This window comes from Microbulbifer sp. MCCC 1A16149 (assembly GCF_050368945.1).
GTDB lineage: Bacteria > Pseudomonadota > Gammaproteobacteria > Pseudomonadales > Cellvibrionaceae > Microbulbifer.
The window spans coordinates 490,318-508,795 of the sequence record NZ_CP185959.1; the positions used below are offsets into that span (position 1 = coordinate 490,318).

8 protein-coding genes are annotated in these 18,478 nt (G+C 59.4%); 4 read left to right on the forward strand and 4 right to left on the reverse strand.

What is annotated here, in order from left to right; translation table 11 throughout:
• Positions 1-138 precede the first annotated feature (138 nt).
• On the forward strand, positions 139-2,226 hold the full coding sequence (locus ACONT6_RS02055) for an SLC13 family permease (RefSeq protein ID WP_428820223.1): 2,088 nt from the start codon (positions 139-141) through the stop codon (positions 2,224-2,226).
• Between the two features lie 34 nt (positions 2,227-2,260).
• Here ACONT6_RS02055 and ACONT6_RS02060 read toward each other — a convergent pair whose 3' ends face one another.
• Positions 2,261-2,707 (reverse strand): CBS domain-containing protein, encoded by a 447-nt coding sequence (locus tag ACONT6_RS02060; protein WP_255463447.1) that lies wholly within the window; start codon positions 2,705-2,707, stop codon positions 2,261-2,263.
• Positions 2,708-3,449: 742 nt separating this feature from the next.
• Between ACONT6_RS02060 and ACONT6_RS02065 the strand changes: the two genes are divergently transcribed.
• Positions 3,450-3,929 (forward strand): hypothetical protein, encoded by a 480-nt coding sequence (locus ACONT6_RS02065; RefSeq protein WP_181254213.1) that lies wholly within the window; start codon positions 3,450-3,452, stop codon positions 3,927-3,929.
• 238 nt (positions 3,930-4,167) lie between these two features.
• Positions 4,168-6,225 (forward strand): hypothetical protein, encoded by a 2,058-nt coding sequence (locus ACONT6_RS02070; RefSeq protein WP_428820224.1) that lies wholly within the window; start codon positions 4,168-4,170, stop codon positions 6,223-6,225.
• 30 nt (positions 6,226-6,255) lie between these two features.
• On the opposite strand, the gene ACONT6_RS02075 is transcribed toward ACONT6_RS02070, so the two are convergent.
• From ACONT6_RS02075 to selD, 3 genes are all read right to left on the reverse strand, one after another.
• A complete protein-coding gene (locus tag ACONT6_RS02075) occupies positions 6,256-8,346 on the reverse strand; it encodes a TonB-dependent receptor (protein WP_428820225.1) in 2,091 nt (696 codons plus the stop codon).
• A 230-nt stretch (positions 8,347-8,576) separates the two neighbouring features.
• Complete coding sequence (locus ACONT6_RS02080; RefSeq protein ID WP_428820226.1) at positions 8,577-9,887, reverse strand: NAD(P)/FAD-dependent oxidoreductase; 1,311 nt, start codon at positions 9,885-9,887, stop codon at positions 8,577-8,579.
• A gap of 250 nt (positions 9,888-10,137) precedes the next feature.
• The gene (gene selD, locus ACONT6_RS02085; protein ID WP_428820227.1) at positions 10,138-12,519 is read right to left on the reverse strand and encodes a selenide, water dikinase SelD; all 2,382 of its coding nucleotides are present in this window, start codon (positions 12,517-12,519) and stop codon (positions 10,138-10,140) included.
• A gap of 427 nt (positions 12,520-12,946) precedes the next feature.
• On the opposite strand from selD, the gene ACONT6_RS02090 reads away from it, so the two are divergent.
• On the forward strand, positions 12,947-18,424 hold the full coding sequence (locus tag ACONT6_RS02090) for a DUF748 domain-containing protein (RefSeq protein WP_428820228.1): 5,478 nt from the start codon (positions 12,947-12,949) through the stop codon (positions 18,422-18,424).
• Positions 18,425-18,478: the final 54 nt, after the last annotated feature.

Here is an 18,478-nt window from a genome sequence, read left to right on the forward strand (position 1 = left end):
TGCGCAGGTTTCCCCGCTTATTTGATTTCCGCTGAATGCGCTGCGCCGGCATCCGGGCGCAGCGCGACAAATCCACTATGTTTGTGGTTGGTCCGATGATTTTCCTCGGGCACTGGCTGCCGGAAAACCTATTACTCCATGTCTCTCGACCAGATTGTCATTCTGCTGATTCTCGCGGTTACCGTGGTCCTGTTTATCTGGGGCCCCTGGCGTCACGATATGGTGGCGCTGGCGTCGCTGCTGGCGTGCGTATTTGCCGGTTTGATCGAGCCGGAGGATGCGTTTACCGGCTTTGGCCACCCGGCGGTGGTGACGGTGGCCTGCGTACTGATATTGAGCCGCGGGCTGCAGAATACCGGCGCCATGGATGCTCTGGCGCATAAAGTCATGCCGCGACGGGGCGGCATCACCCTCGCTATTACCACGCTCACCGCGCTGGGCGCCGGCATGTCCGGCTTTATGAACAACGTGGGTGCCATGGCGCTGTTGATGCCGGTGGCCACGGACCTGGCCGATCGCTACCAGCTGCCTCCGGGCAAGGTGCTGATGCCGCTGTCGTTCGGCACCATCCTCGGCGGTATGACCACCCTGATCGGCACGCCGCCAAATCTGATTGTCTCCGGTTTTCGCGCGAGCGCCGGGGCGGGCAGTTACGGCATGTTCGACTTTACCCCGGTAGGATTGGTGGTGGCGCTGGTGGGGGTGTTGTTTGTTTCCCTGATCGGTTGGCGTCTGGTGCCCGCGCGTACCCAGGCGGGCGCCGCATCCTTTGATACCGGTACTTACCTGACCGAAGCGCTGGTGGGGGAAAAGAGCGCGGCCGTCGGCAAGTCCCTCGCCGAACTGGTGAAAATGATTGGCGATGAAGATGCCCAGGTAATCGGGCTGGTGCACAATAATGCGCGGGTCTCCACCGCCATGCCCGGGCTGCGAGTGCGGGCGGGGGACATTCTGGTGATCGAGTCGGAACCGGAATCCCTGTCGGCGGTGCTGTCCAATCTGGGCCTGAGCCTGACACCCGCAGCAGAGGAAACCGACAAAGACAACGGCAAACAAAACGGTAAAGACAAGAGCAAACGCAAAGGCAATGGCGAGCGCGGCGAGGAGACCAACGGTGAGGCGGAGCAATCGTCGGCGAGGGCGGCTGCCAGCGATGGCAGCGCACGCAAGAGTGGCGAAGCTGAACAAGTGACGATTCCCCCGGAATTGACCCGAGTAGACCGCAGGCAACCCGGTGTGACCTCGGAAAACTCCCCTGAAGAAGCCGGGCGAGAAGTAGAGCAAGAGAGCGAGCAAGATAAGCAGGAAGGCGAAACACAAGACGAGAAGCAAGAGGAGGAGCAGGAGAAAAAGCGCGCCAGGGATCGCGCGGACCTCACCCTGCGCGAGCTGGTGGTGATGCCGGACTCCTTCCTGATCGGCCGCAGTGCCGAGAACCTGCGTCTCGCTGGCCGCTATGAAATCAACCTGCTGGCGCTGTCCCGTCAGGGGCGCCGCTCGGTCAAGCGCCTGCGTTCCACACCGCTGATGGCGGGGGATGCGCTGTTGATGATGGGAACCGAGCCCAACCTGCGCAACTTCGCCAATGAACAGCGCTGTGTTCCCCTGGCGCAGCGGGATATCTCGATACCCAACAAGGAAAAGGCCTACGTGGCGCTGGTGGCCATGGCGCTGGCGGTGGCCGGGGCGGCCTTTGGGCTGCTGCCGGCAGCCATCTCTTTCGCCACCTGTGCGGTGGCGTTTATGGCGCTGAAGGTGGTGCCACTGCGCAATATGTACGAGGCCATCGACGGTTCGGTAATTGTACTGCTGGGGGCGCTGATTGCCGTTGCCGGAGTAATGGAGTCCACCGGGGCGGCGGATGTGGTGGCCAAATCCATGCTGGATAACCTGGCCCGGGGCAACCCGGTTATCGCGCTGGTGCTGATCCTGGTGGTGACCATGACACTGTCGGATTTCATGAACAACGCGGCCACCGCGGCGGTGATGTGCGCCATTGCCCTGAGTGCCGCGGCGCAACTTGAGGTAAACCCGGACAGCTTCCTGATGGCGGTGGCTATCGGCGCTTCCTGCGCATTTCTGACCCCCGTAGGGCACCAGAACAACACCCTGATCCTGGGGCCCGGTGGATTCAAGTTTGGCGATTACTGGCCCATGGGGTTACCCATGGAGGTACTGGTGGTCGCGGTATCGGTTCCCACCCTGCTGTGGGTGTGGCCGCTGTGAGTCTCCGCTTCAGATTCCCGATCGGGCAGTGTGTTCAGGCGACCGAATCGTCCGTCGGCTGCGCCAGGTCTGCCAGATACTGACTGCAGAAGCGCAGCGCGTCGGTAACTGTAACGATGCCCGCCAGCTCGCCTTCCTTCATCACCAGTACCGAGCCGATCCCGGTATCCGCCATGGCCAAAAGGATCTTGTCCAGCGGGTCGTGGATATCCGCGATATACGGGCGCCGGGCGCACAGGTCGCGGACATACAGCTGCTGCTCTTCCAGGCGGTGTCCCGGCGCGCGGGTGCGCTCAATATCTCCGCGGGAGATGATGGTCTCCAGATCGCCGTCACGAGTCACCGGCAGGTGGTGAACCTCGTGTTCTTCCATCAGTGCTTCCGCGTCTTCGATGGGCGCATCGATATCGATATGGTACGGAAATGGCGTCATCAGTGCCGCCAGGGTGGGCATATGGTGTATATCCCGTACTTTTGCCATAACGTGTTTTCCCCCTGCATGGTTTATTGATTCGGCAAAACAGGTCTGAAACCATCCCAAGAATAGATCAGCGGCCGGGGCTTCATGGAGAAAGATACGGAGAGTTACACGTGAAACGCTTGTCAGGTGTATGTAAGCGGCGAGGCAATATACGCACTCATAAGTAAAAATAGATTAAGCTTGTTGGCGGATTTACCACAAAGCAGTATTATTGGCGCGTTCGAGGGATTCCCCCGTCAGGCCGGTTAACCGCAGTTTCGTTTCCCGGACGTTGAATAAATAAACGCTCTCCACTTGAATTGCCGGGAATCGGCACCACCATGTTGGAATTGACGAATTCAGTCGCAAAATCAATCTGTTTGAAAACGGTTAACGTATACGTTTCTGGATTTCAGGGGCTTCCCCAGGTATCCCATTAGCTGGATAACATGCGTAAATGTGCATTCACCGTTGCCTCCGTATCACCGGGTGATCGGGGTGTTCTGGAGCCTGCTTCTGGTTTATATGCTGTTTATCAGAGTTTTGTGCGGTATTTCCTTTCCCTTGCAGGAAATACAGAGAGTTTTTAAATCCTATATAACGACGCGTTTGTGATGATCTCTGGCGCGTCGGCATATATGAATATTTACGGGTATATATCCGGTTTCCCGAATTAAATCGAAATTTAATACTTCTGGTGGCCGTTCACCAGAAAACTACTATCACTACATACAACACTACATATATCGAGGCTCAAATATATATGTTTCAGGAATACGATCAGATCGAACAGCAAATCGCTGAACACCAGGCAAAAATAGAGGAACTGCAGGAGCAGATGGCGAAGGCCGAGCGCAAGAAGCAGGGTGTGATTGCCTTCGACAAGGCGCTGGTGAACCTGGCCGCCGAGTACGAAATGGAAGAGGAAGAGCTGTACGGTGCGCGCGGCGAGCAGATCGTCGACTGGCTGGTCTCCCAGCTCAGCAATGAAGACGCGCCGGAATACGTGCGCAGCCTCAAGGCCCGCGTTGCTCGCGCCCTCAAGCGTGAGGGTGAGGCGCCGCGTCGCACTGCCCGTCGTGCCTCCACTGCGGCCAAGCCGGCTGAACCGAAGCTGGAAACCGGTCACTACCGCAACCCCTACACCAACGCCACCATCGAAAAGAAAAAGCGCAATCCCAAGCAGCTGAACCAGTGGGTTGCCGAGCACGGATTGGAAAAGGTAAAAACCTGGAAAATCTGATCCGGCTTTCTCGGGGCAAGCGTCCCGGGAAACCTCTAAAAAGCCCCCGACAGTCCCAGCTGTCGGGGGCTTTTTATATATGGGGCGCACAACTGTTCCCGTACCGGACCAACGTCATTCAATTCACGTCAATCCGCGGAATACCGCGCAATCCGGTCAACGACCACTGCTTTATTCGGCAATACTTTTTTGTGGTCGAAGGCAAATGCCGTAATTGAAGTTCGACAAGGAGTCCCCCGTGCCAGTGAGGCCTGTATTCCCGGGTATTGATCCCCTTCGCGCGCGTCTGTATGACGGGTGGAAACTGCTTGTCTGCCTCCTTCTCACTGGCTGTCTCACCGCCTGTAACTTCGACAGCGATTCCGACAATCGCGCACTCGGTAACCCCAACACCAGCAGAAGCAGCAGTTCCAGTAGCTCCAGTGGTGGCACCGGGCGCAGCCAGGGGAGTGGCGAGGAGATGACCGGTGTTTTCGCCGCCGGCGGGGTTCAGGGCCTGCGCTTTCGCACCGATAGCTTTTCCGGGCTCACCGACAGCGACGGCACCTTTCGCTATCGCGACGGGGAAGTGGTGGAATTCTCCCTGGGGGGGATAGTACTGGGCGCTGCGCTTGGCGCACCGCAGTTGACCCCGTTTGACCTGGTAGGAGCGAGCCCCTACACCAGTGAGGTGGACCTGCGTGTGGCACTGGGCAATCACCAGTGGGTGGATCCCCTCGACCAGGTAGCGAATATGATGCGGCTGTTCCTGATTCTCGATCGGGATCAGGATCCGGATACGGGTATCGACCTGAGCGATTGGGATGCGGACCTCGCCGACTACCAGCTCGACCTGGATTATGACCTTTACGCCTTCCCTTACCGCCGCGGAATTGATTCCCTGCCGGCGATAACCAGCCGCTTCTCTATCAAATACCAGTTGCCGCTCGAGTTTCCCCTGATCTACCTCTACGACGCCCTCGGCATTGTCGTGCCCGCGCGCGTACCGGTGCGTGAGACCCGCGATATTGGGGATAACAATACCATCGAGCAGGAAGTGCTCTGGGTATACAACGACCTCGGTCTGCCCCAGGAACTGCGACTTACCTTCGAGCCGGAGGATGAGGACAGCTGGCGCGAGCGGTTGAGCTACGAGTACGACACGCAGGGGCGCCGGGTGCTGTCCCTGCGTGAAAGTGACACCGATGAAGATGGCAACGTGGAGTTTTTCTACCGCTCCGAGCGCTTTTACAGCAAGCGCGGTTTTCTGGTCGAGGTGGTCGAGGAAGACGGCCAGCTACAGGTCAGTGAGCGACGAGTTTATCGCTTTGATTACGACGATGGCGGCAATCGGATACTGTCCGTGTTCGAGCTGGACGACGATGTCGACGGATTGCTGGACTCGGTGTACCGGGTAGAACGCCTGTTCAACGATGATGGCCTGCTGGACTGGTGGCTGGAAGAGGTGGACCTCAACGCGGACGGTCGCATAGAGCGTCGCCAGCGTATTGAATTCCGCTATAACAGCAACGGACGCCTGCTGGAGCAGGTGGATACCCTGGATAACGGCGATCTTTCTCCCGTCGACGGCGTGGTGGATGTGCGTATCGAGGTGGGTTACCGCTACGGTGGCAACGAGCGCCTGCTGCGGGAAACCCAGCGCTTTGATGACAATGGCGATGGTGTGGTGGATCGCGAAAACACATTCGAGTATGCCTATCTCAGCGATGGAAGGCTGCGCCGGCAAACCTGGGAATACGATGTGAATGCGGACGGCGCGGTGAACACGCGGCGCACTTTCGAATATCGCTATCGCAGCAGTGGTGAGCTGATCGAGGAGGAGATGACCCTCGATAACAATGCCGATGGCATTGCCGAGGCTCGGGAGGTGACCGAATATCGCTACAACAGCCGCGGTCAGCTGCGACAGACAGAGATCGCCGTGTACAACGGCGCCGAGGACCTGCAAAGCCTGCTGACCATTTCGCGAGAATACGGTAGCCATGGGCAGCTGCTGAGCTGGTACCGGGAGGGTGAGGGCCGCACCGGCACTACCAATACGCCCATCCGCTTGCGCTGGCAGTATCTGGAAATCGCGGACGGGCTGCGTTACCTGATCGATCATTTCCGCTATCGCGAGCCGGCGTTTACGGAGGTCGGTGTCACTGACCTGAACCAGCCCTGTGAGGATTACCGCTTCGCCCAGGACGGCCCCGTGTGCGCGCTCAGCTGGCCGGCGCGTTGGCAGTTGTTGTGGTCCGAAACCTGGTTGGCACCGGGCCTGAACCTGGGTGGCCCGGTGGTGGTCCGACCCTAACGGTGACCTGTAACCCAGGCGCTGCTTCCGTTAGAAAACGAAACGGATATCCGCATACAGGCTGCGGGGCTCGCCGATAAAGTAGCGGTCACCACCGCCGAGGCTGGAATAGTCTGCGCGCTCCGCGTAATCCACATTGGCCAGGTTCTCCACCCGGATGCCCAGGCTGGTGGACACTCCCAGTGACTGCCGCAGGCGCAGGTGTAGCAGGTCGTGCCCGGCGTAGCGATGGGCATTTTCGATATCCGTGAAATAACTGCCCGTGTACTGCCACTGCAGGGCGACCTGTGTGGCTTGCCGCGGCTGCCAGCTCAGGCTCAGGTTGTGCAGGTTGCGCGGTGCGGTATCGATATCGTTGCCGCGGCTGTCGATCGGCCCGGAGCCCGGTGCGCTGACATTGTTGGTGTAGCGGTGGCGGGCGAAAGTGCCGGCTAGCCCCAGGTCCCACTGATCGGCCAGCGCCCACTGCACTTCGTACTCCAGCCCGTAATGCCTGCTGGCACCGCCGCCCAGGTTCAGTCGCGCGGAGGACTGAAACACCACATCCTCCTTTTCCATATAAAAGCCGGTCAGACTGTAGCGAAGCGTCGTACCCCAGCGGCGCAGGCCGAGCTCGATACTGTCGATGGATTCCGGCTTCAGATCCGCATGCATCTGGCCGTTCTGCAGGCGATACAGTTCGCTGGCCTGGGGCGCGCGAAATCCGTGCGCCAGACGCAGAGACCCGTTCAGGTCTGCGGAAAACTCGTGTACCAGGCTGGCATTGATGGAAACACTGGTGAAGTCGTCGCGGCGATCCTCGGGACGGGTATAGCGACAGCCCACCGCGCCGGTAAAACTGCTGATACACAGGCCGCCGCTGTCGGTGGTATCGCCGCTGCGCATGCGGTTGTCGTAGTCGTAGCGCAGGTATTCTATCCGGCCGCCAAGGGTTGCGCGGGTTGTGTCGGCGAACGCTTTCTCTCCCTGCGCAAAGGCGGCGGCGAGTGCCGCGTTTACCTGATAGTCATACTGTTTGCCCGCGGGAAATACTGAGAATCCCCCGTCCTGGGTCTGGCGCAGCCAGGCATCGGTGAATTCGAGATCGACACCGCTGGTCATATCCAGGGTTTCACTGGCGGCGAAGCGATAGGTACTCTGCAGTCCCAGCCCGCTTTGGCCGTTTTCCTCCAGGGGCGTGCCCGGCAGAAAGTGCATCAGAAACGCCATATCCGTGTAGCGGACATAGGGGGTAATCTGCAGCTCGCTGCCGTCGGACAGTGGCTTTTTCAGCCGCACCTGGGCGCGTGCAGACTGGCTGTCGCGGAAGGCCTCCGGGTTGGGATTTTCCCGTTTGCGATCCCCGTCCCTGAAGGCATCCTTACCGGTAATGTAGCCGCCGGTCTCCTGATTCAGGTTGCTAAGGCTCAGCAGCGCGCGGCTGGACCAGTCCGACCACTGTCCATCGTGGCGCAGTTGCAATTTCTGCTGGTCAAAGCCGGCGTTTTCCTTGAAGCCACCGTCGTGGGCACCGTTAAAACTGATGCGGTAACCACCCTGTGAGTCGCCGCGACTGTGCCCCAGGCGGAGTCGAGCGTAATCATTGGCACCGCCCTCCAGTGCCAGCGTAGATTCCTCGCCATCTACCGGTGGCTGGCTCAGGAGGTTGATCACGCCGTGCTGGGCGTCGGAGCCGTACAGTACGCCACCGGGGCCGCGCAGCACCTCGATACGTTGCGCCTGCTCGAAATTGCCATCGAACAGCTGGTTGACGTTACAGAAACCGGTGCCGCGCAGCGGAATCCCTTCCTCGGTAATCGCAAAGGCGCCGCAGCTGCCGGCACCGGTGAGTACCGGCGAGCGGATGGCGATCAGGCTCTCCTGGCCATTGCCGCGGCTGATCAGTGTGCCCGGTACTGCGGCCAATGCCTGGCTCGGATGGATGGGGCTGATTGCCTGCAGCGTGTCCCGGCTGACACTGGACAGGGATTCGGCCAGCTCGCTGCGCGGGCGCGGTTCGCGGGTGCCGGTGACGGTCAGCTGTTCCAGTTGCTCGGACTGAGCAAGACTATCTGCTGCGATCGCGCCACCAGCGACGGCCAGTAGCCCTGTGGCGACGAGGTATTGATGGAAGCGATGCATCGCTGTGGGGTTCCTGTTTTTTCTCTGATTCCCACCGGGGGAAATGTCGCCATTGTACGGGATATCTGCGCAGAGCAGTGCCCGGGCGAAGGTGGCTCAGTTTTGTTTTTTCAACGCATTTTCACCTTCGGATGGTGTACCGATATTCGTTATCAGTACGACAGCAGCGACAAATAAAAAGAGGCCCCGCAGGGCCTCTTTTTATTTGTCGGTAAACGTGCACAACGGAATCAGTGCATTTTCAGCCGCGGCTTCACAAAGCGGTTGGCCTGCCCGATCAGGTACAGCAGCATGGCCTTGGGCCAGCCGTGCAGGGCCGCGAGGTGCATGCGGTAGAGGGAGCGATAAGCGAGCCCGGCCAGCCGTCCCTCGATGGTCAGGCTGCCTTTGACCAGGCCGCCCATCAAACTGCCCACCGCATCGAACTTGGACAGGGAGACCAGTGAACCCCGGTCTTTGTAGGTAAATGGCTGCAGGTCCGTATCGGGATTTTCCACCAGTGCGATCAGGTTGTCGCGGGCGGTCTTTGCCATCTGTTGTGCGGCCTGGGCGCGCGGTGGCACCTTGTGCTCGGCGGCGTCGATACAGCCGGCGCAGTCGCCGAGGGCGAAAATACTCGGATCGCTTTTACTGCGCAGCGACGCTTCCACTTCAATCTGGTTCTGGCGATTGACGCTGAGACCATCCATCTCCCGCAGGAAGTCCGGAGCCTTAACACCTGCGGCCCACACGCGGATCGCCGCGGGAATCTCCTCGCCTTCGCGGGTTACAAACCCCGTGCCGGTGGCTTCGGCTACCTGGGTGCCGGTGAGCACCCGCACTCCCAGGTTGGACAGTTCCTTCTGCGAGCTGTTACCTAGTCTCGCGGGAAGGGCGGGCAGCAGGTGTGGGCCGGCTTCGATCAGGGTGACCTTGAGGTCGCCGTTTTTGATACGCCCGTAATGCCCCATCTCGTGTACCGCATCCACCAGCTCTGCGGCCAGCTCCACACCGGTGGCACCGCCGCCGACAATGGCGATGGCCACGCTTTCGGCAACACGGCTTTCCAGTTGCAGGAACTGATCCAGCAGGCGGGTGTGAAATTTCTGGGCCTGCTCGGCGCTGTCCAGGAACTGGCAGTTTTCACGCACACCGGGGGTGTTGAAGTCATTGCTCTGGCTGCCTAGGGCAAATACCAGGTAGTCGTATTCGAGCTTGCGCGGCGGTACCAGCGGTTGCCCGTCTTCACTGCACACTTCCGCAAGCTCGATGGTTTTTGCTGCGCGATCAATGCCCTGCAGGCTGCCCAGCTCGAATTGAAAGCCGTTGGCACGGGCGTGAACCTGGTAATTCAGCGCATCGAGGCTGGAGTCCAGTGCGCCGGTGGCAACCTGGTGCAGCAGAGGCTTCCAGATATGGGTACGTTTTTTATCGACCAGGGTGATTTCTGCCGCGGGGGATTTGTTGCGGCGATGAAAGCGTTTGAAAGAGAAGTGACGGCCGAGACTGGTGGCCAATTGCAGACCGCCGGCACCACCGCCGACAATTACGATCTTCTTCATTGCAGAGATTTCCTGTAGAGCTAAAAAACTGTGCTCTTCGCGCGCCCGTGCACTGCCGGAGATCTGGCTCCGGGTCGACAGGTGTCGAAAATAATTACTGATCGGGCGGCGGTCTCTGTGAAGACGCGATCGGGGAAGCTGCTTTGCTTCTCCCTTAATTCTATGCGCGCAATACTAACGCACTCAGGCTGTTTAGCAACGGCCAGTTGGTTTCAAGCGTAAGGGTTTTGTGTGTGGCAGCAAGCGTCTGTCAGGAAATCATCTCACTGTAGCGATTGGCCATTTTCTTCCAGTCGCCGCTTTGGGTCAGGTGTACCGGTTGTGGCGCGTAGGGCAGCTGTTCCCGGTCTTCCGGCAGTTCATCGACAAATCCGATCACGCTGGCGTGGCGACAGCCCGCCGCGTGCAGTGCCGCCACGCAGCGCTCGGCGGTATCCACTGGCACCGAGGCCAGCAGGCCACCGCAGATCTGCGGGTCCACCAGCAGGGGCAGCAGCGGGTCCGCACGCCATGCGGTGGGATTCTGTAGCGCCGCGTAAGTGCGGGTATTGTGCTGGTGCAGGCTGGAAAGCAGGCCGCGTTCTGCGCAGTAAGTTGCGCCGGGCAACAATGGCAGCGCATCGGCAAACAGACTGGCGCCAAGATCGGCCTGGTACTGGCCGCTGGCAGGTTCCACGCGTTGCGGACTGATCCGGTCACTGCGCCATTGCAGCATCTCCAGCAAATGGCCCAGCAGTCCGTAACCGCTGATACCGGTAATGGCACTGGCGCGATTAGCGGCGAAGATTTCCGCTGCGGTGGCGTTGCTCTGCAACATCATTTCAAGTGCCTGTTGTAGCCAGCGACCGCGGGCTTTGCCGTGACGCTCTGCCGCGAACAGGGCGCCGGTGCCAATGGGTTTGGAAAGGATCAGACAGTCTCCCGCGTGCATGCCGGATTTCCCCAGCAATTGCTGCCGCTCCGCGGCGCCACTGACGGTGAGTCCCAGTTGCAGCTCGCTGCCTTCGAAGGTGTGTCCACCGCTCAGGGTGCAGTGGTGCTGGTTCAGCTCGCGTACGGCGCCGTCGAGAATCTGTTGCAGGTCGCGCACCGCCAGCTCGGGGGCCGCGGTGGGCAAGGTCACCAGCGCCTGCGCCGCCACCGGTTGGGCCTGGGCGGCGAGTACATCCGTGAGTGTATGCAGCGCTGCCAGGCGTCCGAATAGCCAGGGGTCGGAGACGGGCGCGCGCATCTGCTGTGAGCGTTGCACCAGCCACTGGCCTGCGGGGAGTTGTGGTGTAGCGGATTGCTCGGTGTGGCCTGCAGCCGCAGTCGGCTGCGATGGCAGCCTGGCCAGTGTCCGCTCGAGAATATCGTTGCTGATTCTGGCGCCGGTACCGCCGCCCTGCAGGCCGGCCACGGAGATATTGTTGCGCTGTTGCAGCCCCCTGGGTTGCGGTCGCAGTAATTGGCGCAGAAGAGAAGGGGGAGTCTGTTGTGCGCCTACCGGCAGTGCGCTGAAGCGCTGCATGAAGTTGCGCTCGCGCTGGTCTTTCCAGTACCACAGGGCACTGTTGGCGGCGGAAAAGCCTCCGCGACAGGCAATGGCGCGGTGATTGCCGCAGGTCACCAGTTGAAGAAAGTGTCTGCGAGGCCGATAGGGCTTGAGGGGCTGCTCCAGCAGGGTCGCGCGCAGGTTGTGGTAGAGCGTAGGTCCCTGGTGCAGGGCAGTGTTGGCAGATTTTTCTTCGGCTGTGTGGATTGTGGATGGATTTGCCGGGCTAGCCACATCTCCGGCGGCGAAGATATACGGATGTCGCTCGGCGCGCAGGTATTCATCTACCAGCACAAACCCCTGGGCATCCAGTGCCAATCCAGACTGGCTCAACCACGGCGGGGCGCCCGCCTCGGTACACAGCAATACCTTATCCATTGGCAGAAACTGCCCATCATCGCTGTGCACACCGCTGTGGGTAATTTCCGCAACCCGCCAGTTGCGATGGGGGTGAATGTTCAGCCGGTTGAGCTCACGCGCAATCAGCCTGCGGGTCAGTAGTGGGTAACCCTCGGGCAGTTTGTTACCCGCGTGCAGCAGGTGTATTTCAACCCTACCGCTGTAAACCGGTTCCTCCAGCGCCGAGGAGATGGCCATGGCCAGTTCACAGCCGCCGAGACCTCCGCCTACTACGCCGAGACGCAGCGGCTGGTGCTCGGTGTGGATCTGTTGCTTCAGCTGCTCCCAGTAACGGTGGAAGTGGCCGATGGGTTTGACCGGTATGGCGAGCTCGGAACCGGGAATATTGCGACAGGGGGTGGCGCCTATATCCAGTGACAGTAGGTCGAACTCCAGGTCCGGTCGTCCCAGCAGGGAAACCGTGCGTTCGTTCGGATCGATCTGGTGTGCGCAGGCTTGGATAAAACGGGCGCCGGCGGCGCGACACAGGCGTGGCAGGTCGATATGGATATCGCTGAAGCCATAGTGACCGGCGATCATCCCGGGGAGCATACCGGCGTAGGCACTTTGTACCTGGGGGGAAACAAGGGTAAGACGAACTCCGGGCAGGGGGTTGTTGGCCCACAGCTGCAGAAGAATTGCATGGCTGTGTCCGCCGCCGATCAAGACGATGTCCTGATAATGTGGGTGTTCCCGCATGTTCTGTTTACCTGCCTGTTTCACCGAGACCCATCGATTCGCAGAGGATTTTGTCGGGTCCTGCCGCCGTCCACTGACTGTGACCCGGTTGCAGAGCCGTTTACGCCATAGTCATAGTGTCAATGGCGCCTGTTGTAACCCGGTTACGGTTACCGACTGAATGACACGGCGCTCCCTGCGAACTGTTCGAAATATAAACAGTGTAATGGGGTCCCGAGGATTAGCACGGCTGTACCGCCTGCTTTGGATACTTGTGGCGTGGGAATATTCGAGTGACGGGGTATAGGCCCTGCATCGGAGAATAAAAATAGTCAGATGCGGGTTTCGACGACATCTGCCCGCAGTGCGCTGGTCTTTACTGTAGGAAGCGCGCAGTTTCCGAATTCAGAATAGCGGCTGCGCGAAATTCTTTGTGCGCCGAGTATAGATGTCCACTTCGCCCGCCAGTCAGTCCGCCGAATCCAGAGGAAGCCACCGCCTGCTGTGGGGGCTGGTCTTTTTCCTGTTGCTGGTTGGCGCACTGAACATCTTCCTCTCTGCTGTGCTGCCGGGGGCGGTACAACGCTGGTTGCACGAGCGCGGTCTCGAAGCGCAGATTCAGCACATGGAAATTTCCCTGCCGCGGCTGCGTGCGCACCTGCGAGGAGTTGAAGTGCGCAATGAATCCGAGCGCGGATTCAATGTGCGCGAGGCAACCCTCGGACTCAGCTGGTGGAAGCTGCTGCAGGGCAAGATCCACGTCAAACAGGTGGAGCTTGAAGGCGGGTATATGGATCTCGAGTCCGAGCCCGGCGAGCACGGCCGGATTTGGGAAATTGGCGGCTGGCGGCTCAAGGAAGGTGGAGAGAAGAAGCCCAGGCATTGGCGGGTGGACCTGACCGCCGCAACCCTGCGCGATATGGTGGTCTGTTACCAGCACAAGCCCGAGTGGAATTCCCCCAGCTGTGCGCGTTTTGGTGAGCTGGTCCTGGATGACTTTTTTGTCACCGGGCACCGCGAAAAAACCGGAGAACCGCTGCAGTTTTCCATCGGCGCCGACGAGCTGGCGCTGGAAAACCTGCTGGCCTGGGATGAAATCCCTCAGATAGATTCGGGTGCGGGTGTTGGCAGCAAAACCCAGGAGCCGGGGGAAGGGGATATGCGCAAATCCGCGCAGGAAAACCCCACTATCGCGGTGGTGCGTCTTAAAACCCGGAATATCCAGTTTTCCCGCCCGGAGAATCTGCTGAGCGTGGCAGAACTCTCTACCCGCAAGTTTGGTGGTTGCCCACCCCAGCGCTGGGCGGACGCGGTGCCGGGGTTGCAGCGAACCATTGGCCACTGTGCCACCGCGCGTCGTTTGCAGTTGCGTGGGCCGGCGAGCTTTTCTTTCGGAAAACAGTCGGAAATTGCCTGGCACAGGGTTGACGGCCAGGAAGTGCGGCTGCGCTATCGCAATCGTCGCCATCCCAACTGGCATGCCGAGACAATCGCGATCAATGACTTTGACCTCCTGCGTGAAGACAAGTCCCTGCAATGGCTGAGCGCCGGTGCCAGCGGTTTTTCCTGGTGTCCCAACCGCCTGCGCACCGGCTCCTCTGCCGACGGCGCGCATCACTACTGCGTGCGCGCGGGCAGCCTGCGTTTGCCGCAGCCCACCCGGTTCGAATGGCGGGACGGATTTACCGTCAATCTTGCAGAAGCGAGTCTGGGACAGGGCACACTGGTGGACCTGGGCACCGATCGCCAGCAGGCGGACCCGTTAAATACCAATATGCTGCGACTCGGCAAGTTGCAGTACCGCAATGACAGTCGTCGCTTGCAACTGCAAAACCTGTCTCTGGACGGCGCGTCCGGGTGTATTCCGGGGCAGCTGTGGGGTGAGAGGGACCACTGTGTTGTGCTTAACCAGTTAAATTTGCCACAAGATTTTGCGATACAGTTTGCCCGTAAACTGCCGCGGGACCATCTCCCCGCGCAGGGCTGGGTGCTGGATAGCGGGCCGCTCACTCTGGAAAAACTGAAGCTCAGTGACGGGCGGGATGGTCCCGAGCATCAGGTGTCGATCGTGGACCTGAACTGGCGTCGTCTTGAGCTTTCGCAACAGGAAAAGCGCTATCTGCTGGAGGACATCAACCTCGAGAAACTCACCGGATGTGTGCCGGAGGGGCTGTTGCCCCAGCGGATGTCTCCCCTGTGTAGTCGCGTGGCACAGCTGCAAGGAAAGGGCGACTTTGTCTTTGCGTTGACGCCATCACCCTACATGGTGCTGGGCGAGCTGAGCCTGGCGTCACTGTTGTTGTCGGACCAGCTGGCTGACGATGCGAGTAAGCAAACCGGATTGATGCTGCGCCAGCTGCATACCGGCAACGGTTTTTTCCGCATACGCGACCAGCAATTGAAGCCTGGTGAATACTTTGCCAGTGAAGACGAACACGGCTGGTTCCCCGGTGAAGAGCATGCAGCTAGTGATAGCAATGCTTCAGACGACGGCCGCGAAAAAGGACTTCTGCCCGAGGAGCGGTTGGCTCTCGAGCGGGCGCGGCAGCAGGCTCTGGAAAGCCGCCACATAGAGAATATTGGCGACAATATTGTCGCGCGCCAGACGGAACTGGAGCTCGCCTCCCTGTCACTGACCGCGCTGGACGGCTGCCTGCCGCTTTCCTGGCAGGCCATAGCCGGAGGCTCTGACCCTGAATATCGTCCCGAATGTTTTGCGGTTCACAATCTGCGGCAGCATCAGCCACTGCACCTGAAACTGGATAGACAGCGACCTACCAGCGCCAATGACGGTGGCCGTTTGCGCGTGGCCTTTCGTGCGGCGGATCTCAGCCTGGAATCCGCCGACGTGAAAAGTGCCAGTGGCAACGATCTGTTGGCCCTTACTCAGTTACTTCTGCCGCGGGCGGATTTCCGCCTGCAGTCCCGGCCGGTTCGCATGCGGCTGAATCTCCCTGGCGCAGCGTTGGGTATCGCGGACTTCTGCTTCGGCGATAAACGCTGTATTGAGGTGGAAACACTGCGTACCGGTGATCGCTTCTCCCTGGACTACGGTCGCGATCGATTCAGCGCGGATCTCAACAACCTGGTGCTGGATCACTTCGCGCTCAGCGGCGGCAAGGATGACATCACGATCGAGGTTAAAAAGCTGCTCGGCCTGGGACTCTACGCCAACCTGCCGCGCACCCCCGGCGCCCGTGCCGACTGGAAAATCACCCAACTGCAGGCCCAGACCGTTGCTACCTGCTGGCCGCAAAGTGGGGAGCCGGAGCGCATGTTGCCGCGTTGTGTACGCGGTCAGCGTTTCAGTTCTGAAAACGGAGGAATTTCGGTAGCGAATCTGTCTCTGCACCATCGACTGCAAGACCCGTCCCAGTTGCAGTTGGGTGCATTGCAGGTAGCAAAGATCGGGCTTGTGCAGGCTGCGCCACCCGACCTCCCGGTACAGCTGAACCTGCACGATCTGCGGGTCGATAGTGTCACGGGTTGCGGACTGAATGACTGGCTTGCCGCAGCGCAGTTGCGGGGAGAAGGCAGTGGCCGCTGGCGGGGTTGTGTGTCTTCCGGAAGCCTGCATCTTGGCGGCGACAATCTGGTCAGCCTGGGTGGTGCTGGAGAAATGTCACCGGGAGATGAAGCAGACCGCCTCTCCCTGGGGCCATTGCAGGCAGCAAACCTGAAGTTGTTGCCGGCTCCGGCACAAGTCGGGGCGTCTCCGATCATGCAGCTCGACTATATCGAGTGGCAATCCATGCGCTGGGCAGGGGGCGCTCGGGTGAGAGTGGAAGACCTGCTGGCGCGGGATTTTTCCGGTTGCCTGCCGGGCAGCGATGGTAGCTCCACCTCGGTGAAGGATCCCCTGTGCTTTTCCTTCCGACAACTGATGGTGGAAGGGCGGCAGGAACTGGCAATGACAGACGCGCTGCGTGCCAGCGGGAAAGTTGCGCTGGAGGATTTTGCATTTCGCCAGGGAGACCGAAAGCGCCTTGGCTTTACCCATTTGGGGGTGAACGGGCTGGTATTTTCCTCGGAGGCAGTGGCGCTGAAACAGGGCGAGGTCACGGGACTCAATGGCTGTCTCGAGCCTTTCAAACTTGGGGAAAAGTCTCTCGCACCCTGCTACGAGGTGGGTCGTATTTCCATGGGCAGCGAGCACAAGGTGTTACTGGGCAGTCTGCGCAGTGGCAGGGCGCAACGGCAGTTTCGCGATATCAAAGTGGATGGCGTGCGGATTACCCAGCAGGACTTCCCTGCGGGCCTGCCATCCCAGTTACTGCATATTGCGACGTTGGAAGCGGATGTGTTGGCATTTGGCAACCGGGAGCTGGTCGCGAAAAACCTGCAACTAGACAATGTGAGTAGCTGTGTCCCCGAAGGATATATCAGGGGAGTGCGGCATTGTTTCAATCTGGAGACGGCGCTTACCTCAGGACGATTCGACTTCGAGCAACGGCAGTTGTCCCTGGCTCTGGCGCAGTTGGACAAGCTACTGGTTCTGAATACTGCCGGGGACCAGTTGTTGGAAAGTGAGTATTTGGAAATCCGCGAACTCAGTGTGGCCAAACAGGCGATCCGTCTTTTGTTTATGGAAATCGCCGATAGCCGGGTATTCCGACGCGATGAGCGCGCCCAGGAGTTCGTCAACCACCAATGGAATACGGAAATTGAAGCCCTGCGCGTCAGCCAGTTTGAATATTTCCCGCCGGAAAAGATTCTGCAGATTGACACCATAGACCTTATCCGACCGCGCAGTATTCTGGCGCGCGGGCGTCAGGGGGATCTTGGGGCCTGGGAGCGTTTCCGCAGCGCATCGCCGGAATTGGAAAACTACCGTTATCAACGGGGCGATATTGCGCGCAAAGCCAATCGGTTCAAATACCGGGTTCGCCAGCTATATGTGGACCGCGGGAAATTCCTATGGCTAGACAACTCCCACGAGCAACGTGCCAGACTGCCCATACGGCGCATCAATCTACTATTGAACGGATTGAGCAATCATCACGATGATCCACCGGCGTTGCTGGTGTTCAACGCGCGTCCCGGCGGGTTTAGCGAGATGCACCTGGCAGGGCAGGTCGACCTGCTGGATAACAATCACTGGGATGGCGGGCTGCTCGGCTATGTCGAGGGGGCCAACCTGATTCCGGCTACCCCCTATATGGCCTCTCTGCTCGGGTACAAAATTCTGCAGGGGCAATTGGATGCAGAGATTAACCTCAAGGTCGACGACAATCAGGTCGATGCATTAGCAAAAATGGAGCTGCAAAAAATTAAAGTGAGAAGAGTGCGTGACACAGATCATTTAAATGTGAAACGAAGTATTATTCCGCTGAGTCTGGCGCTCGCCTTGCTTAAGGATGGAAATGGCGACGTGCGTTTCAAAATGCCGGTAACCGGTGAGCTCTACGATCCTCAATTTTCATTCAGCTTTATTTTCAGCGATCTCCTGCAGCGAGCCATTCTTGAGGCCCTGTTCGTCTACTTTAGTCCGGTAGGTTTCTACAGTCTCGCCAAGCTTGCCTGGGCGCGTTTCCGCGCCGTGAGTTTTTCCGATCTTGAATTTGCCCCGGGCAGCGATACCCTGAGCGCGAAAGCAAAAACCCAATTGGATAGCATGGTGGAAGAAATGCGCGACAACGACAAGGCGCGACCAGGAATCTGCGGTGTATCTACCGCCAGGGATCTGGAAAACATGTTTCCCCACGAAGTCAGTGCCATGCGCGGTATGCGCGAAGTGCGGGAAAACTTTTACAGCGATCCCCCGCGGGTCATTCGCGAGGAATTACTGCGACTGTCGAACCGTCGCAGTCTTCACGTACAGAAACACCTGATCGACGCTGGGCTGAATAAGGAAGACTTTATCCAGTGCGCGCCCGATTACATTGGCACCGACACGGATGAGCCGCGGGTGGAATTTTCTAACTGAGCAGAATCCTAAACGGCGAGCACATCCGATTCCGATCCGATAGCAGGAGAGACC

Excerpts from the sequence above, each read along its gene's own strand:
- ACONT6_RS02055 (WP_428820223.1), top strand. The coding sequence starts at position 139 with ATGTCTCTCGACCAGATTGTCATTCTGCTGATTCTCGCGGTTACCGTG.
- ACONT6_RS02060 (WP_255463447.1), bottom strand. The coding sequence starts at position 2,707 with ATGGCAAAAGTACGGGATATACACCATATGCCCACCCTGGCGGCACTG.
- ACONT6_RS02065 (WP_181254213.1), top strand. The coding sequence starts at position 3,450 with ATGTTTCAGGAATACGATCAGATCGAACAGCAAATCGCTGAACACCAG.
- ACONT6_RS02075 (WP_428820225.1), bottom strand. The coding sequence starts at position 8,346 with ATGCATCGCTTCCATCAATACCTCGTCGCCACAGGGCTACTGGCCGTC.
- ACONT6_RS02080 (WP_428820226.1), bottom strand. The coding sequence starts at position 9,887 with ATGAAGAAGATCGTAATTGTCGGCGGTGGTGCCGGCGGTCTGCAATTG.
- selD (WP_428820227.1), bottom strand. The coding sequence starts at position 12,519 with ATGCGGGAACACCCACATTATCAGGACATCGTCTTGATCGGCGGCGGA.
- ACONT6_RS02090 (WP_428820228.1), top strand. The coding sequence starts at position 12,947 with ATGTCCACTTCGCCCGCCAGTCAGTCCGCCGAATCCAGAGGAAGCCAC.